A 22,845-nucleotide genomic window follows, 5' to 3' on the forward strand; every position below is an offset into this window, starting at 1 on the left:
CCATCTTATCTTGTTAGTAATCACTTAGGGGTATATTCGAGATACGCACAAAAACGGCACGAAAGTTCCAACCTGTGTAAAAAAATTCCCCCTCAGCAAATTGCTAAGGGGGTAAATGGATTTGATCACTTAATATCGTAACCAACGATTCTTTTGTCAAATTCATTAGCATTTGCATTGCTGGTTGAATTAGAGAGTTCCCCCATAAAGAGAGAACCCTCTTGTTGATATCCGCATGATTAGTGTCTTATGGCAAATTCGTATATCCCATCAAATACTTGTCGCACTCACGGGCCGCTTCCCTGCCTTCATGAATCGCCCATACAATCAAGCTTTGCCCTCTTCGCATATCGCCCGCGACAAAGACACCTTCCAGATTGGTGCGATAATCGCCATAAGCCGCCTTCACTTTGAGATTGTTATGCTCAAGTCCCGCATGGGAGATGAGTCTTTCTTCCGTTCCCGCAAAACCAATCGCGATCAATACGAGTTGTGCCGGCCAGACCCGCTCGCTTCCCGGAATCTCTCTAAAGGTGTAACGGCCGTCTTCTCCGCGAATCTTCTCCATATCGATCGTGTGCAGCTCTTTCACGTGACCTTGCTCATCACTCACAATCTTCTTGGTCGCGATCGAATACTGGCGAGGATCTCTGCCGAATCTCGCTTCAGCTTCTTTATACGCATAATCCAGCGTGAAAACATAAGGGTATTCCGGCCAAGGGTTATCAATGTTACGTACATCCGGCAATCGGGGATGCTTACCAAACTGCACCACACTCCGGCATTTTTGGCGCAATGCGGTCGCGACACAATCCGCACCGGTATCTCCCCCACCAATGACGATCACATCCTTTCCTTCAGCGGAAATGGTGGGTTCGCCATATTGCGGATCGAGTAGGCTTTTGGTGGACTCGGTCAAATATTTCATCGCATACTCGATGCCGGTGGATTCTCTCCCCTCGATGTCGAGGTTCCGTTGTTTTTGTGCCCCTGCGCAGAGAACCACAGCATCGAACTCCGCTTGCAATTGACTCATCGTCACATCTTTGCCGATCTCTGTGTTGGTAACGAAGGTGATCCCTTCCAGTTTCAATAAGTTCACGCGGCGCTCAACCACTTTTTTCTCCAGCTTCATGTTGGGAATTCCGTACATCAACAACCCGCCAATGCGGTCATCCCGCTCAAACACCGTAACCAAATGACCCGCTTTATTTAACTGATCCGCACAAGCCAGACCTGCCGGACCGGAACCAACCACCGCGACTTTCTTCCCTGTTCGGTTTTTGGGTGGTCGGGGCACAATCCAACCCTCGGCAAAGCCTTTGTCGATAATGGCTTGTTCAATGCTTTTGATGGCCACGGCAGGATCATGGATGGCAACGGTGCAAGACCCTTCGCAAGGAGCCGGACACACCCGTCCGGTAAACTCTGGGAAGTTGTTTGTTTTGAGTAAGCGTTCCAACGCTTCTTTCCAACGCCCACGATAGACGAGATCGTTCCATTCAGGAATGAGATTATATAACGGGCAACCGGAAGTAGAACCGTTCAGATCAATACCTGTATGACAGAAAGGGGTGCCGCAGTCCATGCAGCGGGCCCCTTGGATTTGCAATTTTTCTTCGGAGAATGGAAGTTGATACTCTCCCCAATCATTAAGGCGCGAAAGAGGATCTCGTTCTTTTGGCACTTCCCTTTCATATTCAATGAATCCAGTAGGTTTCCCCATAATATCCCCTCCTATCCTGTCGTGACCAAGGCATTGTTTTTCGCTTTTTGCTCACGGCTCTTCTTTAATTGGGCAAACGCGGCCGCCGTTGCTTCAGCAAAGGACAAGCCCGTTTGCCGTAGTGTGTTGATCGCTTCCGTCATCGCCTTGTAATCTTTGGGGATCACTTTGACGAATTTCTGCACTTGACTGTCCCACTCCGCCAAAATGGCTTTCCCCCGTTGGCTGGAAGTATATTGCACATGTTTGGTGATCATGTTCCGAACTTGTTCGATCTCTTTTTTCTCCACTAACTGTTCGAGCAGAACCATTTCTTTGTTGCAATGCTTATGAAACTGTTCGAGGTCGTCAACCAGCACATAAGCGACACCGCCGGACATCCCCGCCGCGAAGTTTTTGCCCACCGATCCCAAGACGACAACGCGACCGCCGGTCATATACTCACATCCATGATCTCCGATCCCTTCAACCACAGCGTGCACACCGCTATTGCGCACACAGAAACGTTCTCCGGCCATCCCGTTGATATAGGCTTCTCCCGAGGTGGCGCCATAGAAGGCAACGTTACCGATAATGATGTTCTCATGGGAAGCGAACGGAGCCAAGGCTGGTTTCTTCACGATGATTTTGCCGCCGGACAACCCTTTGCCGACATAGTCATTGGTATCGCCCTCGATATCCAGGGTGATGCCTTTGGGCACGAACGCGCCAAAGCTTTGTCCCGCCGAACCTTTGAATCGCAGATGGATGGTGTCCTCAGGCAAGCCTTGTTCACCATGACGCTTCGTCACTTCGCTGCCCAGAATTGTTCCCACCACCCGATGGGTATTGTTGATCGGGAAGAATGCCTTCACCGGTTTCCCCTCTTCCAGTGCGGGCTGGCACAGGGAGACCAGTTCACGGTGGTCAAGGGATTCTTCCAAACGATGGTTTTGCGGCGTTTGGTAAAATCTGCCCACTTCACCGGGAACTTCAGGCTGATGGAAAAATGGCGACAGATCCAGGTACTTCGCTTTCCAATGCGCCTTCACGCGATCGCTGACCGTCAACACATCCGTGCGTCCAACCATTTCATCGATCGTGCGGAAACCAAGCTCAGCCATGATTTCTCTCACTTCTTGCGCCACAAACATCATATAGTTCACCACATGCTCGGGCGTGCCCATGAATTTCTTGCGCAATTCCGGATTTTGCGTTGCGACACCCACTGGACATGTATCCAAATGGCAAACCCTCATCATCACGCATCCGAGAACAACGAGCGGAGCGGTGGCGAAACCATATTCTTCAGCGCCTAAGAGAGCGGCCATCACCACATCCCGACCAGTCATCATTTTTCCGTCTGTTTCCAGTACCACGCGGTCGCGCAATTGGTTCAACATCAAGGTTTGATGGGCTTCCGCCAGGCCAAGCTCCCATGGCATCCCGGCATGTTTAATGCTCGTGCGAGGTGAAGCGCCGGTTCCTCCGTCATGTCCGCTAATGACGATCACGTCGGCCAAACCTTTGGCCACCCCGGCGGCGATCGTACCCACGCCGGCTTTGGATACCAACTTGACACTGATCCGTGCGCGCGGATTGGCGTTTTTCAGATCATGAATCAATTGCGCCAAGTCTTCAATGGAATAGATATCATGGTGTGGCGGTGGTGAAATGAGCCCTACGCCCACAGTGGATCCGCGAACTTCCGCAATCCACGGGTATACCTTGTTGCCTGGCAATTGGCCACCCTCGCCCGGTTTCGCGCCTTGCGCCATTTTGATTTGAATCTCGTCCGCGTTGACCAAATAGTGGCTGTTGACACCGAAGCGCCCGGAAGCCACTTGCTTGATTGCACTGCGGCGGGAATCCCCATTGGCATCTAATTCGTAACGCCGTGGATCTTCTCCACCTTCGCCGCAATTGCTTTTTCCACCCAGTCGGTTCATGGCGATAGCCAACGCCTCATGCGCCTCTTGGCTTAACGCTCCATACGACATCGCTCCGGTTTTAAAGCGGCGGACAATCGAATCAACCGGTTCCACTTCCTCAATCGGGATGGATGAACGATCCGACTTGAACGCAAACAAGCTCCGCAAGAAGGTGAGTTGTTCATCATTGGCCATCTCCGTAAACTTCTTAAACAAGGAATAGTCATTGCGACGGCATGCTTGCTGCAATGTGTGGATCGTTTTGGGATTGTACGCATGAAACTCCCCGTCGCGGCGCCATTGCAACTCACTGCCCGATTCCAACGCTTTTTCATCGTACGCGTGCGGGTGGAACGCTTGAGCGTGGCGCATGGCCGCTTCTTGCGCTATGACATGGAGCTGAATCCCACTGATTTGCGATGAGGTACGGGTGAAATATTTTTCGATGACTTCCTTGCCGATTCCGATAGCTTCGAAAATTTGTGCGCCGCGGTAGCTTTGAATCGTGGAAATCCCCATTTTGGACATGACTTTCACGATGCCTTCCGTCGCCGTTTGGATATAGCGGCGAACCGCTTCGGCATGAGTGATGTTGGTTAATGACCCATCCCGGATCAACTCTTTATAAGTGGCGATGGCCAGATAAGGATTAATCGCATCTGCTCCGTATCCGATCAACATGGCCAACTGATGCACATCGCGCGGTTCAGCCGATTCGACGAGAATGCTCACTTTGGTGCGCGTTCCCTGGCGCACCAAATGATGGTGCAGGCCGCTGACGGCCAAAAGAGCGGGAATCGCAACAAACTCTTCATTCACTCCGCGATCTGACAGGACAAGCAAGGTAACTCCTTCGTTGATCGCCTCATCCGCACGGGCGAATAACTCATCCAAGGCTTGTTCCAATTCATCCTGCTTAGAAACATTAAACAGCATCGGAAGCGTTTTGGTTGTAAATTCAGGATGGGAATTGACCAAGATTCTGCCCAGTTCATCATCTGAAATCACCGGAGTGGATAAACGGATGCGACGACAATGAGTGGGTTCAGGTTTTAACAAATTGCCCTCCGATCCCAAAAGGGTCATCGTGGAAGTGACACATTGTTCACGAATCGCGTCAATCGGCGGATTCGTCACTTGGGCGAAAGATTGTTTAAAATAGTTATACAGGAGTTGTGGCCGGTCAGACAGGACAGCGAGCGGAGTGTCGCTTCCCATGGCCCCGACGGGATCTTTTCCCTCGGTCACCATCGGCAACAGGTTTTTAGTTAATTCCTCATAGGTATAACCAAATGCTTTTTGCAAGCGGAACACCGTGTCCGAGTCGAGTTCCGTGACACGGGGTTGTTCGGACAGATCTTTCAATTCAAGCAAATGCTCATCTAACCACTGGCGATATGGCGCTTCTTTGGCAATCTGTTCTTTCAATTCATCATCATTGATAATGCGGCCTTCTTCCAAGCTCACGAGCAACATGCGCCCCGGTTGCAAGCGGGCTTTGCGAACCACTTTCTCTTCGGGCACATCGACAACGCCCACTTCGGAAGAGAAAATCACCATATCATCAGAGGTAACATAATATCTGGCGGGACGAAGGCCATTTCGGTCGAGAATGGCGCCGATTTGGTTTCCATCCGTAAAAGCGATGGCGGTTGGACCATCCCACGGTTCCATCAAGCAACTATGGTACTCATAGAAGGAGCGGCGCGGCTCACTCATTTGCTCATCATGTTCCCAAGGTTCCGGAATCATCATCATCGCCGCATGTGCCAACGAACGGCCAGACAAGGTTAAGAATTCAAAACAGTTGTCCAAGATCGCGGAATCGGTGCCTTCCATATCCAAGATAGGGAGAATCTTGTCAAGATCTTCACCAAACACATCAGATTGGAACATTTTTTCGCGGGCGATCATCCAATTCACGTTGCCGCGCAAGGTATTGATCTCGCCGTTATGGAGCAAGTAACGGTTCGGATGGGCCCGTTTCCAACTTGGGAAGGTATTGGTGCTGAATCGGTTGTGCACCATGGAAAAAGCGGAAGCAAATGCGTGATCTTGCAGATCGAGATAAAATTCCCCCAGTTGCGCAGGCGTTAACAAACCTTTATAAACAATGGTTCGGCTTGACATGGTAGCCGTGTAAAAATCTTCACCCGCTTCCTTTTCCATCAGTTTTCTAATAACATAAAGTTTACGATCAAAGGATAGTGGGTCGAGCCCTTCTTTGTTCCCGATAAAAACTTGGCGAATCGCCGGTTGCGTTTCTTTGGCTATTTTCCCAATATTCTTACTATTAGTCGGTACGGTTCTCCATCCCAACAGGGTTTGCCCCTCCGCAGCGATAATCTGTTCCAATTTCTGCTCATAAGCTGCTCGAAGAGACGGTTCATGGGGTAAAAACATCATACCGACTCCGTATTGTCCGGGATCCGGTAATGAAATCCCCAGTTTTTTACACACTTTCTTGAAGAATTCGTGTGGAATCTGCATCATGATCCCTGAGCCGTCACCCGTCGCTTGGTTTTCGCCACCACGGTGAACCAATTGACGCAGGATATGAAGCCCTTGCTCGACAATATCGTGTGAAGCTTCTGCTTTTAGACTGGCGACAAATCCGATGCCGCAAGCATCATGTTCAAATTCGGGATGATAAAGTCCTTGCTGTTTTGGCAATTCTGTATGACTCATCATTCTTCACTCCTTTGTGAAGATTAGTTAGTGCTTAGTTTGTTAGAAAATATCACGTTCGCATGTATTGTTATTTTATATTTGTATAATTATATTAACAATATATATTTCCGATCAAACTGATCTCATTTTTAGATCGATTATGAAGGGGGATTGTGTTATGGAGTTAAGACAAATTCAATATTTCATTGAAGTGGCAAAACGCGAACATGTCACCGAAGCCGCACACGCGCTCCATGTAGCACAATCCGCTGTAAGCCGGCAAATTGCCAATCTAGAATCTGAATTGGGAGTTTCGTTGTTCATCCGCGAAGGGCGAAATGTCAAGCTGACCGCCTTAGGGAAAATCTTCTTGAATCACGCCGAAAAGGCGTTACGGGAGATTGAAAAGGCAAAGCAAGAGATTGAGGAGTATCTGGATCCGGCGAAAGGGGCCATCCGCTTGGGTTTTCCCAGCAGTTTGGCAGCCTATATCCTGCCCACTGTGATTTCCGCTTTTCGGGCGAAATACCCAAACATCCGCTTTCAACTCAAGCAAGGTTCATTTCATTATCTCATCGATTCCGTCATCAGCGGTGAAATCGATATTGCCTTTATCGCGCCGGTCCCCACTGATATCAAAGAAGTGGAAGGCCATATCTTTTTTTCGGATAAGATTGTGGCATTATTGCCATCTCATCACACATTGGCCGACTATCCCGCTCTGCGCCTGAGCCAACTCAAAGATGAGTCGTTTGCCTTATTCCCCAAAGGCTTTGTGTTGTACCAACTGGTGGCCAACGCCTGCCTTCAAATGGGGTTTGAACCGAAAGTGGCCTTTGAAGGCGAAGACATCGATGCGATTAAAGGATTGGTCGCCACAGGGCTCGGGGTCACGCTGTTGCCGGAAGTGACTCTGATTGACAGCATCCCGCGGGGAACCATCAAAATTCCGATCAGCGAACCAGATCTGGCCCGAACGGTGGGAGTGATCATTCCCAAAAAGCGAAAACTTCCTCCATCCGAACAATTGTTTTACGACTTTATAGGGGAATTTTTCACCATGCTGAATCGATTTAGCCAATGATGAGGAAATCCCCTGATTTCAATCATACAGGGGATTCTTTAACTCAAGATTAGGCAAGTTATGGTATATTGAGTAAGTGGATTGGGCGGTATGACTTAAACGCTCTTACCCAACACTAGAATGGGAGGTGAGATTCCATGAACAAGCAATACCAATTGGACTTATCCATCCAGGACCTGAAGCAGGCAAGTCAAATCATTCACCGCGCGGCTGATCGTCTGGATGCGATGAATCATGACAAATCTTATACCCTCAGCAATCTCATTGCCGACTTTGAAGAATTGATTGATGAGCTGGAAAATCCGGGTGAATAATCCGGATTTTAATTTTGGGTCTATTGATCGTATATCATGTTCCATCACAGTTTCTTTTTCAGGTAATACCGTTCGTGTCCGATGGGGCAGTCTTCCAATACACCGAAAACTTCATAACCATTCTTAATATAGAAATCCTTCGCTTGAAAATCAAAAGTCTCCAAATGGGCCAAATGAACCTCTCGTGCTACGGCCTCTTGTTCAATCCGACGCAACAACGCGGAACCAAGCCCTTGCTTTCGATAAGATTCATGCAACCAGAGGATATCGATTTGCAAACAAGTGCGTCCCCAATACAAAACGCCGCAAATTCCGCCGATGATGGTTCCGGCTTCATCCTTTATGTGGTATCCAATGAGCTGATAGGGCTTTTCTTTTGCTGCCGGGACATGGTGCAAGTTGTATTGGATCAACTGGCTTTTCACAAACTCATTCTCAGTTTCCGCGCTTGGCTGAATCATGTTGATCATGTTGCGACTCCCCCTAAACGATTTTCCATAAGTCGGATGGATTCAACTCATATAGGCCATTTTCCCGATACATAAAATGGTGGACAACCAACTCTCGACGGATCGTCGCATAGTCTTCGTGGAACTTTTTGATGTATTCATTCAATTCCTGTTCAGGATATTTCACTCCCATCTTCAGATCTTTAATGAGATGCTGCAAGACGATCAACTTCTTTTTATGCTTTGCCGGCAGATGCTTCAATTTTCCGTCAGCGGTGAAGAAGTTCCGGATCACTTCCAACCTGTCTTTTTCCATTGGTTCTCTTCCTTCCCTTTCTGGTTCGCGTGCCATCTCTGTGATCGCGCTCGCTTTTCGTTGCAATGTTTTGACATCAAGATGAAAATAAAGGGTGTTTTTGTCCCTTCTCTCAAAGACCAACCCCACTTCACGTAACTTGCTTACATGGTGCGTAATCGTCGGCGGGGTCAAACCCAATTTCCCAGCCAAAGCTTGCCCGTGCAGGGGGCCTTTGGCCAATAAGGAGATGATGCGAATGCGGGTGGGGTCAGCTAAGGCTTTGTGAAACTGAACCAATCGATCTAATTGCAAGAAATTTCACCTCCATCTAATTTGATGGTCATCTAATTAGATAATAATCTAATTTCAGCTTGCGAACAAGGCAGAAAAAAGGAGAGGTTGGCGCCTCTCCTTGACTAACTTTCTTCTTTTAATTCCGATTAAATACGACCAACTTCAACTCTGTCATTTCTTCAACTGCATATTTCACACCCTCGCGCCCCAACCCGCTTTCCTTTACACCCCCATATGGCATATGATCGACCCGAAAAGTTGGAATATCATTGATCATCACACCGCCGACATGCAACAATTCGGCAGCTTCCAATGCTGTATGAACATTGTCAGTGTAAATGCCCGCCTGCAAACCATACCGCGAATCATTCACCAACTCAATGGCCTCTTTCATCGATTTCACCTTGTTAATCAACACAATAGGAGCAAACACCTCTTGGCAGGATACTTTCAAGGAAGGATCGGCTTGCAAGATCACTGTGGGATGCAGGATGTTCCGATCCGCGATCCCTCCGGTTGCAATTTTTGCTCCGTTTTGTTTTGCTTCCTCGATCCAGCTGAGGGCACGCTGCACATCGTCAGGTGAAATTAAGGCTGAAACATCGGTCTCCGCATCCAGAGGATCACCGATTTTCAGTTTCTCCGTGGCTTCCACGAATTTTTCAACAAAATTATCGTACATCTCTTCATGAACATAGATCCGTTGCAGGGAAATACAAACTTGCCCCTGATAGGCGAAGGCACCTGTCACACAGCGGCTAACCAGTTTTTCCAGATTGACTCCTTTGTCTATGATTAAGGCCGCGTTGGAACCGAGCTCCAAAGTCACACGTTTTAACCCCGCTTTGTTGCGGATGGCCATCCCAACAGCAGGACTTCCCGTAAAGGTAATCATTTTTACCCGGTCATCGGTGACAATCCGTTGGCCAACAACACTGCCTCGTCCTGTCACGACATTCAAAGCTCCAGCTGGCAATCCGGCTTCCTGTAATAATTCAGCAAGGAAAAACGAGGACAAAGGCGTTTGCAAAGCCGGTTTTAAAACGACCGTATTCCCAGAGGCAATGGCAGGACCCACTTTATGAGCCACCAAATTCATCGGAAAGTTAAACGGGGTAATCGCGCCAATCACCCCAAGTGATTCGCGTACGGTGTAAGCGATTCGGCTTTCTCCTCCCGGAGCCGCATCCAGCGGCAAGGTTTCGCCATGGATCCGTTTCGCTTCTTCTGCCGCAAACTTATAAGTTTGAATGGTACGGGCCACTTCTCCTTTGGCCGTGGTAAGCGGTTTGGCGGCTTCCTTCGCAATGATTCGGGCTGCCTCTTCCGATCGCTTTTCCAACAGCTCACAAAGATTTTCTAGAATTTTTGCACGTTGGTACGCCGGCATTTTAGCCATTGTCATGCGAGCTTGGTAAGCTGCTTCAATTGCTTGATCTACCTCTTTTAAAGAGGCTTCGGGAATTTCAGCAATGATTTCTCCATTATACGGAGATTTAAGAGGAACAACCTTGCTTGCATCTATCCATTTTCCATTAATAAACAACTGTTTATTCATTCGTTAAACCCCTTATTCTGTCTCTTTTCCTTGTGCAACTTCCGCAAAAACGGACTCAATTACATCCAGGCCTTCTTCTAACTGCTCATCCGTAATGACAAGCGGAGAAAGCATGCGAATCACGTTGCCATAGAGACCGGCTCCCAGAATGATGACACCCCGACGGACACAGTCATTGATGATTCGTCCGGCCAGTTCTTTATCTGGCTCTTTCGTGCCCACATCTTTTACCACTTCCAATGCACACATAGCTCCAAGACCCCGTACATCCCCGATGAAATCAAAATTTTGCTTCATCCGTTCAAAACGGGAGATAATCTTTTCGCCGATCACATTGGCCCGGTTGACCAAACCGCTGTCTTCCATCATCTCAATAACTTTCAGAGCCGCGACGCATCCCAGCGGGCTTCCGCCATAGGTGCCGCCGATTTCTCCGGGATTGGGTGCATCCATGATCTCAGCTCGACCGGTTACGGCACTAATCGGCAATCCGGCGGCAATCGATTTCGACATCGTCATCAAATCAGGGATGACACCATAATGCTCAACGGCAAACATTTTTCCAGTACGTCCAAATCCGGTTTGTATCTCATCAGCAATAAAGAGAATCCCGTACTTTTCACATATTTTTTCACCCCTTGTACGAACTTTTTTGATGGAACAATGAATCCACCTTCCCCTTGCACCGGTTCCATAATAATCGCTGCCACTTCTTCTGCCGGTACTTCGGAGATGAAGAAATCTTCCAGTTGACGAAGGATATCCTGATCAAGCTCTTCGGGCGTAATACCGAAAGGGGCATGATAGTAATAAGGATATCGCATTTTATACGTTTCCGGTGCAAATGGGCCGAATTCATATTTATAGGGCTTCACTTTACTAGTCAACGACATCGCCAACAGCGTTCGGCCATGAAAACCTCTCTCAAAGGAGATAATCGCTTTTCTTCCAGTGTATTTCCGGGCGATTTTAACCGCATTCTCTACAGCTTCCGCCCCGCTGTTCAAAAAAAATGTTTTTTTCGCATGCGAGCCGGGTGTTATTTGATTTAACTTCTCCGCCAGTTTCACATAAGGCTCATACATCATGATATTAAAGCCGGGGTGTAGATATTTGTCCAGTTGTTCTTTCAACGCCTCCACCACTTTGGGCGGACAATGCCCGGCATTGAGGGTTCCGATCGCTCCGGCAAAATCAATAAACGTGTTGCCGTCAACGTCAGTTAAGAGTGCTCCTTCCCCCTTTTCCGCAAAAGATGGAACGGTGTTGGAGGGACCACGGGGGATATTTTTCTCTCTTTTTTCTAATAAGGCTTGTGCCTTGGGGCCTGGAATCGTTGTATTCAACTTGATAAATTTCGTTGTTTTGCTTTGCATCTGATACCCCTCCCGTAGAAAAGTAAAAAATCCACTACTATCCTTTAACAGATGCAATTATTGTGCCAATGGATCAACATTTGATATTTATCCTTGATGGTTGCAACGAAAGAAAACAGATCTTATTCAAATTTGAATAAGATCATGCCCACTTTAAATCAAAGCACCTCCCGGCCACATTCAGGGATATGTTCTTGATCCCAAATGATATCCAGGAGGTACTTCACATGAACGATGGGAGTAAAAGAAGATTCCTTCATCGTATAGAGCGAATTATTTTACTTTTGATTATTCTGCTGTTCTGGTCTCGCTATCTTCGCTAACTATTTTTTCCCTGCTCATTTTTTGAATCAGAAAGTACGATCCCATAACCAAAACGGCAATGAGCATGGTAAGGATAACTTGTGATCGCATGGAATCCATAAATACCATCGCGACTAAAACGGCCATCATAGAGAGAATCGTTCCATACGACAGGTAAGGGAATCCCCACATTTTTACTTGAAGCTCCTGATTTTCACGTTCCATCTTTCTGCGTAACCGCAAATGCGAAACCGCGATCACAAGATAAACCAACAACGCAACCCCACCGGAAGCATTGACGAGAAACAGAAACACCTTGTCGGGGGAAATGTAGTTGAAGATGACACTGATATAAGCGAAAAACGTGCTGAAAAGGATCGCCCGAACCGGCACACCATTACGGTTTACTTTCAAAAGGGCCTTGGGCGCATCTCCTTTTTGAGCCATTCCGTACAGCATACGCGAACTCGTGTATAATCCGGAGTTCAAGCAAGAAAGGACCGCGGCCAAAACGATGAAATGCATTATTTGGGCCCCGGCCGGTATTTTAATGTGTTCAAGCACAGCGATGAACGGACTCTTGAGAACATCCCCGGAATTCCAAGGCAGCAGTGTCACAATTACTGTAATCGAACCGATAAAGAAAACAAGAATTCGCCAAACAACGCTGTTCGTTGCGATTCTAACCGCTTTCGACGGTTCACTTGATTCCCCAGCCGCCACTGAAACGATTTCCGTACCAAAGAAAGAGAAAATGACAATCGTAATCCCTAAGAGGACTGCCCCTACCCCGTTGGGCATAAATCCGCCTCTCCCGGTTAAATTGGACAGACCGGGGGATTCAATTCCCGGTACAAGACCGAAGATTACAGCAAGTCCCAAACCAATAAACAAAACAATGCTTATCACTTTAATAAGGGCAAACCAATATTCAAATTCCCCAAATGATTCTACTGAATAAAGATTTGTGAGTGTTAAAAGGAGAGTTAAAATGAAACTGAAAAGCCAAACTGGGATCTGAGGAAACCAATCGTGAAGACTTGCCGCTCCTGCATTCGCTTCAATGGCGACGACGATGATCCAAAAGAACCAATATAGCCAACCAATGGCATATCCCGCCCATGGACCAATCGCTTCACGGGCATAAGTGGAAAATGAACCGGTGACAGGATTCACTGAAGCCATTTCACCCAGCATTCTCATGACAAATACGACAAGCAACCCTGCCAGGGCATACGAAAAGATCGCACCGGGGCCGGCTGAATGTATAACCGCACCGCTTCCTACATACAGTCCCGCGCCGATGATTCCCCCTATGGAGATCATAGTAAGATGTTGGGTTTTTAAACTCTTCTTCAAATTCGTTTCCTGTCGGTTCAAAGAGATTCCCTCCCAATGCAAGAATGTTGAAGGTCAATTCTCATAATTCTCCATTGAATGAATTTCGATGATCCAGCAAATGCAATGGAAGTGAATGCATTCTCATGTTTTCGTAATATAACTCCCCCTCCCTTTTAACCTGTAGTAAATAACCGTCACCTTATCTAAAGCAAGTTTCATGCCGACATATTTATCAGACACGCCCTAGAAAAAGATCCATATCCATTCAAAATCGAATGGATATCATTCAATTTTGAATGGATAATATTAAGTTAAATAAATCCTTGGCCGTTATAAGTATAAAAAGGCCAAGGATACACTGAATGATATGAACCCAAAAAGTATGGAGATCTGTGGGAATCTGAACGTATTACTCCTTTACTTGATTCAATAATTTTTGATATCGTCGACTGATCGTTGGTTGACTTACCTGCAACACTTCGGCCGCCTTTGTAATGGTTTTGTATTTGGAGAGCACCATTCGAATTAACTGCGATTCTGTCAGCTCGACGGCTTTTTGAAGAGGGATTATCGCATTAACCTGCACAGGAGACAAATTGGTGATGCGGTTTTTTAAGATTTTGGCCAGTTCATTGGCTGTGATAAGTTCGCTAGAGGTAACCACCATCGCTCTTTCGATTGTATTTTGTAATTGCCTTACGTTTCCCGGCCAATGATATGCCTTCATCATTTCTAAAGCATCTTCAGAAAAATGTTTTTTGGATGAAAACTTGTTGTTGAAAAATTCCTCAAAATAATAGACCAGAGACTCTATATCTTCAATTCTTTCTCGCAAGGCAGGCACATGCAAAGGTATGACGTGAAGACGGTAAAAAAGATCCTCACGGAAAGCCCCCTTCGCGACCATCTCCTCTAGGTTTTTATTGGTTGCCGCAATGAATCTTACGTCAATCGGAACGACTTGGGTCCCCCCCACTTTCATGATTTCTCTTTCTTGAATCGCTCGCAGCAGTTTGACCTGCAAACTTAAAGGTAATTCAGCCACTTCATCCAAAAGCAATGTTCCTTTATGAGCCAGTTCAAGCAACCCTTTTTTTCCTTGGCCAAGCGCACCGGTAAATGCTCCTTTTTCATACCCGAATAATTCACTCTCCAATAAGTTTTCCGGTATGGATCCGCAATTAATTTTGACAAATGGGTGATTTGCTCGTGGGCTGAAATGATGGAGGGCTTGAGCGATCAATTCCTTGCCCACCCCGGATTCTCCATAAATAATCACTGTGGACTCTGCACTGGCGACACGTTTGACTTCGGCGATTAGTTCTGTCATTTGATTGGATTGATAAATAATTGGCTTATCCCCAATCTGTTGGTGTTTGCGAAGGGTATTGATTTCTTTTCGGTATTTTTCCGTTAATTGCTTTGCTTGTTTCAGTTCGCGAGCAAGTTGTGTCACTTCTGTAATATCCCGGGAAGCAATCACAATCCGTTCTATCTGTTTTTTTTGATTAAAAATCGGGTTTCCAACGGCAAGAATTTTCCTTCCCAAACGATTTTCTTGTATAACTGAGAGTTTCTTTTGTTCCGCAAGTACTTTTCGGGTAACCGTAGGTTTAAACCAACCTTTTTCCTCTAACTCTAAAATATTTTTCCCAATCACAGAGTCTGGATTCACACCCCACAGATTATGACTGCTTCGCTTGGACACACGTAAGATTGTTCCTTTCGCATCCACAACTAAAATTTCGTCATAGATAGAATCGACAATGGCTTCCAGATCAGTCATCAAATCTCGCAAATCTTGGGAAAAGCTCTGTTTTAAATACTGAATTTCGGCAGATTTATGATCCAACCAACCGATCATCTCCTTTTTTTCGTTTTGAATGAGCAAGTATTCATGCATGAGATCAGCTTCTGATAAAATCCAATCTTGGCTTATCATTTTAAATTCTTCACTATACGTAAGCGGACTGCCCAATTTATGTGTTTGTAAAAGCAGGGTATGACTGTCGCAAACTCCGACTGGCACTTCACCTTTGTGCACAATCAATAATCTTCCTTTATTTTTTCTAAGTAAATCCAGGGCTTCTTCAACTGTAATCGAATCTTCAATAATGACAAAATCTGTATTCATTGACCGTATGATATCCATGGTCCTCTCCTTTCACTAAATGCTTTCAGCTCCACATCATCTCATTTATCAATAATATAGGGCATGATCATTGCTGATACAATTTTCATTCTAGTAGTTATTTCAAACTTGGATGGAGAAATGGCAATTGCGATCGCTCCAACACCGTTTTCCCATTCGCTTCACTTGTCCATCGGCGCTCATCGGAATAAGGTTTTTCCGCTCATCAACGACGTTTGAAATAACTTGTACAGAATACTAACTACAAAAGACCAGCATCACTGCTGGCCGGTTGGGAAGCTTTCATTAAATTTTATCAGGTTTCATCCGAACGCGTCATATAATCACGGGCATACGGATCACCTGGTTGCGTGCGGTTTTTGAATTGGCTCAATCTGCCGTTGCGCCCTTCTCCGCCACTCACTTTCACTTTCCTTTGTCCGTTGTTGTCTTTGGCAATTTTTTTGCCCATTGGTTCTGTTCCCCCCTTTGGGGGTAGGATGCCCGTTGATTTTTCAGTATATCCACGGTTAGGCGTTTGTGTTGCCTTACTTTACCACAGGCATGATCTGTTGACTTTGGGCCGGCACAACCGTAACTTCTCAACAATTGTTCATGGAAGTTTACCCTCGTATCTTCTCCAGAATCCACCAACAAGGCGGTAAGATTGGCCACTGGTCGATCGATGCTGGCACGGATTTCCTTTGGGCCTCTACAAACACTTTTTCGCGAATCGCATTCTCATATGAGAAAAAGGGTTGTGTCATGATTACGGATCTCGATAGATTGGATAGAAGCCCACAGATCATCACGACGATTTGTTTGAATGTCATATGATTCTCCTATTTTTAAAAAGGGTGATTGCATTTATAAAGATTTCTACATCTGCAAATACCCATCCTTGTCAAAATAGGCAAATATTCTAGTACGCATGATGAAGTGGCGAATATCATGAAACTAGGTCCATGGATAAAAGGAGTGAATCAACTTATGTATTATGATGATTACGATCCATACCTTTCTTACGATTACGATACCGATTATGAATCCGCTTATGAGATGGATGAAGGCAATGTGGAGCAATTACCTCCTCGTGTGGCGCCTGGAACATTGCGCATGTATGTAGGCCAAATTGTAACGGTTGTCATTCGCGGGGTTTCCCGTCGCCCGATCAGCGTTTATGTGGCCAGTGTGAACCGTTTCGGAGACGCTACCTTGATATCCTGCCGGGCTGGAGTTCCGCGACGCATAGTGGTTTCTGCGCGTGATGTGACAATTGTAGGTTGATAATTTCCGAATAAATTAAGTATTTTATCGTATGTAGTGCAGACCGGTTTGAATTTTTTGTTGTTATATTGGGAAAATACCGATTTGAGGACAGCCCGCCAAGCTCGGACTAGGGGGAATATCGGTCTACGTTGAATCATTCCCTCAAAATATGGTTGCATGTAAATGAGTCAGCCCCATGACAGAATCACTTGGGAACCTGTCATGGGGCTGATCCTTCATGAACCGCTAATAAAAAATGGTGTAAACCATCTCCATCAATTTTGAGTGAAGCACCTCAGCTTTTAATAGAGGGTCTTATTTTAATTTATAGAATATATATAATAAACAATAATAAAAAGGTGGTGCGATATGAAATTACAAACGATTAGAACGGGTGTGTTCCTTTTGATTTCCGCCGCATTCATATTCGGAACTGCTTTCACATCTCTCCCGGGGCAAGGGCAAAACAAGAACACTGGAAATATATCGAGCGAACGAATTTTTCAAGACATCACCTGGATGTCCAACCGGTTAACGCTCGCATTGCCGGAACCAAAGGGGAATATCAGACGGCGGCGGTGATTGCTAATCGTTTCCGCAAAATGGGTTTGGATGTCGAAATTCAAAAATTTCCATTCCGGACTTTTATTAACCACGGAGCAGAGTTGACAATGCTTTCACCCGGGAATCAAGCCATCACCACCAAAGTACTCTCCTACTCCCCCAGCACACCGGAACAAGGTTTGCAAGCCGAGTTGAAATTTGCCGGTCTCGGCAAAGTCGCTGATTTTGCCGAGACCGATGTCAAAGGGAAAATCGCCTTGATCCAGCGCGGAGAATTGTCTTTTTATGAAAAAGTGCAAAATGCGGCACAGGCCGGAGCGATTGGCGCAATCGTATTCAATAACACAACGGGCATGATAAACGGCACACTCGGACAACCCTCCGATATCCCCGCACTCGGCTTATCTGATGCGGATGGGAAGCATCTGAAAGATTTGATCGAAAGCGGACAAAACGTGACGGTCTCAATGAAAGTCAAAACGGAGATACTGGACACTTACTCGCAAAATGTGATCGGCACGCATAAAGCGGCGAAAAAAGCAGCCACCGCTCAGACATTGATTCTAGGAGCCCATTATGATGGCGTCGATACCCCCGCCGCGAACGATAACGCTTCCGGCGCCAGCACGATGCTGGAAGTGGCGCGTGTCTTATCCAGTAAAAAGCTGGATATGAACCTCAAATTTATCGCCTTCGGTGCGGAGGAAGCCGGATTGGTTGGTTCGGAGCATTATGTGAATTCGCTGAAACCAAAGGACAAAGAGAAGATGGCGGGAATGATTAATATGGATATGGTGGGTGTCGGAGACACCTTTAATATCCTCACCGCATCTCCGGATGCGAAATCGTTTGTGGCCGATTTGGCCGAACAAGAAGCGATTGAACTAAATTTGCCACATCAACGCGGATATTCCACCAGCAGTGACCACGTTCCCTTTGAAGAAGCGGGGATCCCGGTCGCTTTCCTTCATCTTTCTGATGACCCCAACTATCATACGGATGGGGACACTTTGGACAAAATCCAAAAAGACCTATTGAAAAAATCCGGTACTTTAGTAGCCAACCTAATCAGGAAAATCGCTGCCGAGCCTAAACCGCTTGCAGGCAAATGGACATCAAATATCAAGGAAATCCATGGAATGAAGCGCGAACCGATGGCAACAAAATAAAGGAAAAATCGGCTGAAATGACCTTCTTCAGCCGATTTTTATATGCTAATCAGCAAAGAATTGGTGAAGCAATGCGGCTTCTTCCTTGCTGTAATCCCGCTCAATCCGTTTCATCGCCCGTTCATTCAGCGGGGTTCGCACGACGATGGGGATATGGGCTCGTTTCACTTTTTCATGGATATTGGCCATTCGTTTGGCATCAAATTCAGGGCTTAACACATTGATGGACAAACCATCGTTTAAGATGAGTGAATACTCGAGGTAAAGATTTTTGGCGTTCGCATTGCCGCTCCAATCGACTGTGACCTGTCTGACTTCAGACCACGCATAAATTTTGTTGTTTGCTTGGATCTTCTGGCCGTCCACTCGCGTACCCAATTCAAAAAGTTGAATATACTTAAACCCGGCAAAGAGAAAAAGCGGGACGCCGACGATCAGCCAAAATCGCCTCGCCCGTCTATTCCAATGCAAAGAAAGCAGAAGTAGCACACTCATGATTGCAAACAAAACAATGTAACCCGATGCGTTTCCGGAAAAATAATAAGCGCCACGTTCATATTGAGAAATCTCCTGCAGTAGATGCAACCCATAAAGCAAGCCAGCGAAGATAAGAACATACATCGGAATAAGCCAAATTCTGAAATTCAAAATCAAGAAAAAAACCTCCTGGAGAAGAAAGAATTTACCCATATGGTACGTTACTGAACCCATTTGGACAATATGTAGTGCAGATGAGTCAAATATGTCATAATAAACAAAAAATCGGAGGTGAAATTTTGTTGAGTGTTGGTTGGATGGAGATGAAAGATCAAGGCAAGAGATATATGATTATCAATATGGGGGTGTAGCGCATGTTGACCATTCGCAGATATCAACCATCAGATCGGTCTGATGTGATCGCATTGCATTATCGGTCTTTACCTGGAACGGGAGCCAATCCGGGTGAAGGCCCTTGGGATGACGATCTGACTAAAATCGAAGAAGTTTATCTTCAATCAGGCGGTGAATTCTTGGTCGGGGTCCTGGATGAACAATTGATCGCCATGGGCGCGATCAAAAGAAAAACCGATACCCTAGCCGAAATCAAACGCATGAGAGTCCATCCCCTGCATCAACGAAAGGGATTCGGTCAACAGATGCTCCACGCATTGGAACAACGCGCGCTGGAGTTGGGTTACCATTCCATCTGCCTTGACACCACTACGATTCAAGCGGCTGCCAAGCACCTTTATCGCAAGAACGGTTACGCTGAAACGAAGCGAACCATGATGAACAACTTGGAATTTATTTATTTTGAAAAACACCTTTGACAATCATTCAAACGTGACCAGAAGAGTTCCTATGTTTGACAAGAAGGCGCATATGCGCTTTCTTTTTTATTTGTCCATTGTGAAATAATCGATGATTTTGTCCTTAATATTTACTATAATAATAATTGATTTACGAAACGTATCTTTCGTAAATCAACAAAGCGATCAAATCCCCTTTTGAGCAACCTTTCAATTCCTGTATTCTTCCTAAACGATCAAGCGCGGGATGTTTTTTTATTGCCATCCATACCGGTTTATCTATCTATAATATGAATGTTCAACCCATTTTCGACGGAACCCGTTTTTTTGTTTAATCGAATCAGCTCAACCCCTTTCGCACCAAGGGATGCAGCCATTCTCTGTTTTTCGTAAACCAAAAAAGCCTAAAAAGGCCCTTTTATTTATGTCCGAGACCTATCGGTCACCCCCTTTTTTTCATTTTTGAGTTCGTTTGTAAATATAACAAACGATTTTTTATGATTATTTGATACGGAGTGAAACAACGATGAAGTACTTATCGCGCAAATTGCCAGAAAACATTAATCGACTGGCACTTAAGCTTCCCGAAGATGTCCAGGAATACATATTGGAGATGATCAGCGCCGACCGCTCCATCGAAACGGTGGCCGCATATGTGTATGATTTCAATCTGTTTTTCGATTATTTGGAGGAGCACGGCGTGGAGTTGGAGGAAGTGACGGGCCGCACCATTAAACGTTTTTTTCGGTATATTGAACATGGCTATGAACGGAAAGTGACCCGAAAAATAAAAGGTAAACTGGTGGAAACAGTACAGATGAGGGAAAATTCGCATGCGGGAAAAAACCGCAAGCGCGCCTCTCTTCAGTCCCTGTTTCGCTATCTGGTTAAATGCGGAGCCTTGGACCGCAATCCCATGACCGAATTTGAGGATGTGACATTGAGATCGCGGAACAAACAACGGGTTCCTGTTTTTTTGACGCATGATGAAGCAATGCGCCTAGTCCACAGCGTGCATGACTTCTTTGATACGAGAAACTACAAGCGCTTGAGCTGGCTGCGGTATCGCGATCTCGCCATCTTGCTCATTTTTCTTAACACCGGCTTGCGTGTATCTGAGCTGGTTGGTTTAGATACAACCAGCATTCAAGAACAAAAAGAAACCGTCCGTATCGTGGTCTTGGGAAAAGGGAACAAAGAGCGCATGCTCAAGCTCAACAATACGGCCACTTCCGCCCTGAAAGATTACTTGGCTGTTCGCCCCACCCCGGCGCCCGGACATGAGTTGGCCCTGTTCTTAAACCGGGATGGGGGTCGCATCAGCCGTGTTTCGATCAATAAAATCATCAATAAATATGTCCAAGAAGCCGGCTTGCCTCCTAAAGCCAAAAACATTTCGCCACATAAATTGCGTCATACGTTGGCCACCCTCCTCCTCTCCAACGGCGCGAATATCCGTGTGGTGCAAGAGATCCTGGGCCACTCCTCGATCAATACCACCCAGATTTATACACACGTAGTGAATGATCAAAAGGATGAAGAATTGGATCGTTTGGATGAATTGATGTAAACCAAAAGGATCATCCCAATAAACGGATGATCCTTTTGGTTAGGTATCCCTTCCCTGTTAATTCCCCATCGCTGATAGGGAATTTTTTGTCATTTTTGTATTCCCTAGTGTATTGGGAAGCGGGAGATCTAACTAGTTTGCAATGAATATCACACTGGTCTGATGAGTGAACTCTGCCGCAACTCCTCTGTCAGTTTCTGGACCAATTCCGGTCTTCCATGAAACTGGGCCGGAGTATTCTGAAAGAGCGCGATACGCCACTTTCCCTCACGCTTCACTGTGATGAGTGTGTGATGAGTGTTAAGCTTGGGATCGATGTCCGACTGTCCGGGCGGCACCATCCCCGCAACCGCGCGCAGCACGGCAACTTCAGGACCAAAAAGGCGCACGCTTCTAATTTTGCTCACGAAGGCGGCAGTCGGGTGATTGGCAAAGATTGGCTGAAGATGCGAAGCAATCTCTGCCCGTCCTGTGACTTGGCTCCCATCGAATCCGATGAGTTCGCCGTCCTCAGCGAAAGGCTCGGCCATGGCATCGGCACTGCGCTTGTTCCAGCCCTCCAACAGCTGTTGGTAGAGCGAACGGACCTCAGTCTCATCAGAGTTAGAAGGCGAGTGTGACGGTCGAAATGTTTGAGAGCTCATGGATATTTCCTCCTCATAATGTCTTTTGCGATCAGAATATTAGAAATGCGATTGGTTTCCCCCTTTCATTATTATGAGTATTTATAAAAGGGGGTAATACAAATCGGATTCATCCCATTTTACCAGTCAGCAGATTATGAAGATAAACTTCATTGCTACGGTTGTGTACGGCAACCAATTGTTGTGATCATGGTTGTGAGTGGTTTGTTCTTAGCAGAAAAATGTTTGGCGATTTCTCAGGCTCAATCGGTAAAATAAATTCAGTAAGCATTTTCTAAGTCCGAACCGGTGAAGGAATATAAAAATACAGGAGGATTTGCCATTGGAAATACGCCAATTAAAGTATTTTTTAACCGTTGCCAAATACAAAAGTTTTACCAAAGCTTCTCAAGCATTGCATCTGTCGCAACCCTCCATCAGCAAAATGATCAAAAGTATGGAAGATGAGACTGATTACCAAAAAACATCGTTACCTCTCATATGCTGCCAAAACCCTTATCGACTTAATTAAAAAAATCCGTCCCAATCATAACTAAAAGGCATAACAATAATAAAAGATATATTCTTTACGAATGGATCAAATCTCGTTACCTTATAAATATGGACAGCGAGAACTACCAAAAAAACAAGGGTTGCAGATAAAAGCGGTTGAATAACCAGCATAGTTAACTGCTCTTTTTAGCTGTTCAGCCAGAGTCGAACAACCAGACAGAAGTTATCGCTTAAGTACAAGTTATTTCAAAAGTCGTTGATGAGCGGAAAAACCTTTCCCGATGAGCGCCGATGGACAAATGAAGCGAATGGGAAAACGGTTTTGGAGCGATCGCCATAGCCATTTCTCCATCAAAAAGATGGTTTTGAAATAGCTTCTAGTCAGAAAGAGGGA

The 22,845-nt window shown here is 45.9% G+C and carries 16 protein-coding genes and 2 pseudogenes; 7 read left to right on the forward strand and 11 right to left on the reverse strand.

Features of this window, described 5'->3' with window-relative positions:
- Positions 1–247: 247 nt before the first annotated feature.
- The gene (locus ACFQNG_RS15635) at positions 248–1,726 is read right to left on the reverse strand and encodes a glutamate synthase subunit beta (protein ID WP_379866438.1); all 1,479 of its coding nucleotides are present in this window, start codon (positions 1,724–1,726) and stop codon (positions 248–250) included.
- An 11-nt stretch (positions 1,727–1,737) separates the two neighbouring features.
- Positions 1,738–6,324, reverse strand: coding sequence for a glutamate synthase large subunit (gene gltB, locus ACFQNG_RS15640; RefSeq protein ID WP_379866440.1), 4,587 nt, complete (start codon positions 6,322–6,324; stop codon positions 1,738–1,740).
- Positions 6,325–6,484: 160 nt separating this feature from the next.
- Here gltB and ACFQNG_RS15645 point away from each other — a divergent pair, with 160 nt between their 5' ends.
- Entirely contained in the window at positions 6,485–7,390 is a 906-nt protein-coding gene (locus ACFQNG_RS15645) for a LysR family transcriptional regulator (protein ID WP_379866441.1), read from the forward strand.
- 137 nt (positions 7,391–7,527) lie between these two features.
- Entirely contained in the window at positions 7,528–7,704 is a 177-nt protein-coding gene (locus ACFQNG_RS15650) for a hypothetical protein (RefSeq protein WP_379866443.1), read from the forward strand.
- 44 nt (positions 7,705–7,748) lie between these two features.
- Here the strand turns inward: ACFQNG_RS15650 and ACFQNG_RS15655 are convergent, their stop codons facing one another.
- The 7 genes and pseudogenes from ACFQNG_RS15655 to ACFQNG_RS15685 all read right to left on the reverse strand — a co-directional run bounded on the left by ACFQNG_RS15655 (position 7,749) and on the right by ACFQNG_RS15685 (position 15,926).
- Positions 7,749–8,174 carry a GNAT family N-acetyltransferase gene (locus ACFQNG_RS15655; RefSeq protein ID WP_379866444.1) on the reverse strand — a complete coding sequence of 142 codons (426 nt, stop codon included), beginning with the start codon at positions 8,172–8,174 and terminating at the stop codon, positions 7,749–7,751.
- A 13-nt stretch (positions 8,175–8,187) separates the two neighbouring features.
- Entirely contained in the window at positions 8,188–8,763 is a 576-nt protein-coding gene (locus ACFQNG_RS15660; protein WP_379866445.1) for a DUF2087 domain-containing protein, read from the reverse strand.
- Between the two features lie 118 nt (positions 8,764–8,881).
- Positions 8,882–10,303 carry an aldehyde dehydrogenase family protein gene (locus ACFQNG_RS15665; RefSeq protein WP_379866447.1) on the reverse strand — a complete coding sequence of 474 codons (1,422 nt, stop codon included), beginning with the start codon at positions 10,301–10,303 and terminating at the stop codon, positions 8,882–8,884.
- Positions 10,304–10,315: 12 nt separating this feature from the next.
- Positions 10,316–11,679 (reverse strand): annotated as a pseudogene (gene gabT, locus ACFQNG_RS15670) (4-aminobutyrate--2-oxoglutarate transaminase).
- A 288-nt stretch (positions 11,680–11,967) separates the two neighbouring features.
- Positions 11,968–13,362, reverse strand: coding sequence for an amino acid permease (locus ACFQNG_RS15675; RefSeq protein ID WP_379866449.1), 1,395 nt, complete (start codon positions 13,360–13,362; stop codon positions 11,968–11,970).
- A gap of 370 nt (positions 13,363–13,732) precedes the next feature.
- Positions 13,733–15,475, reverse strand: a complete 1,743-nt coding sequence (locus tag ACFQNG_RS15680) for a sigma 54-interacting transcriptional regulator (RefSeq protein ID WP_379866451.1) — start codon at positions 15,473–15,475, stop codon at positions 13,733–13,735.
- A 295-nt stretch (positions 15,476–15,770) separates the two neighbouring features.
- Complete coding sequence (locus ACFQNG_RS15685; RefSeq protein WP_379866453.1) at positions 15,771–15,926, reverse strand: hypothetical protein; 156 nt, start codon at positions 15,924–15,926, stop codon at positions 15,771–15,773.
- A 479-nt stretch (positions 15,927–16,405) separates the two neighbouring features.
- Here ACFQNG_RS15685 and ACFQNG_RS15690 point away from each other — a divergent pair, with 479 nt between their 5' ends.
- A complete protein-coding gene (locus ACFQNG_RS15690) occupies positions 16,406–16,741 on the forward strand; it encodes a hypothetical protein (RefSeq protein WP_379866455.1) in 336 nt (111 codons plus the stop codon).
- Positions 16,742–17,394: 653 nt separating this feature from the next.
- Positions 17,395–18,456: a M28 family peptidase gene (locus ACFQNG_RS15695; protein ID WP_379866457.1), complete on the forward strand. Its 1,062-nt coding sequence runs from the start codon at positions 17,395–17,397 to the stop codon at positions 18,454–18,456.
- A gap of 45 nt (positions 18,457–18,501) precedes the next feature.
- Here ACFQNG_RS15695 and ACFQNG_RS15700 read toward each other — a convergent pair whose 3' ends face one another.
- Complete coding sequence (locus tag ACFQNG_RS15700; RefSeq protein ID WP_379866459.1) at positions 18,502–19,104, reverse strand: hypothetical protein; 603 nt, start codon at positions 19,102–19,104, stop codon at positions 18,502–18,504.
- 203 nt (positions 19,105–19,307) lie between these two features.
- On the opposite strand from ACFQNG_RS15700, the gene ACFQNG_RS15705 reads away from it, so the two are divergent.
- Positions 19,308–19,766, forward strand: a complete 459-nt coding sequence (locus ACFQNG_RS15705) for a GNAT family N-acetyltransferase (RefSeq protein WP_379866461.1) — start codon at positions 19,308–19,310, stop codon at positions 19,764–19,766.
- A gap of 505 nt (positions 19,767–20,271) precedes the next feature.
- A complete protein-coding gene (locus ACFQNG_RS15710) occupies positions 20,272–21,315 on the forward strand; it encodes a tyrosine-type recombinase/integrase (protein WP_379866463.1) in 1,044 nt (347 codons plus the stop codon).
- 149 nt (positions 21,316–21,464) lie between these two features.
- Here ACFQNG_RS15710 and ACFQNG_RS15715 read toward each other — a convergent pair whose 3' ends face one another.
- On the reverse strand, positions 21,465–21,959 hold the full coding sequence (locus tag ACFQNG_RS15715; RefSeq protein WP_379866465.1) for an SgcJ/EcaC family oxidoreductase: 495 nt from the start codon (positions 21,957–21,959) through the stop codon (positions 21,465–21,467).
- 322 nt (positions 21,960–22,281) lie between these two features.
- On the opposite strand from ACFQNG_RS15715, the pseudogene ACFQNG_RS15720 reads away from it, so the two are divergent.
- Positions 22,282–22,407: pseudogene (locus tag ACFQNG_RS15720) on the forward strand (LysR family transcriptional regulator); the annotation flags it as partial.
- Positions 22,408–22,845: the final 438 nt, after the last annotated feature.

Source organism: Laceyella putida, from assembly GCF_042665195.1.
In the GTDB taxonomy this organism is placed as follows: Bacteria; Bacillota; Bacilli; order Thermoactinomycetales; family Thermoactinomycetaceae; genus Laceyella; species Laceyella putida.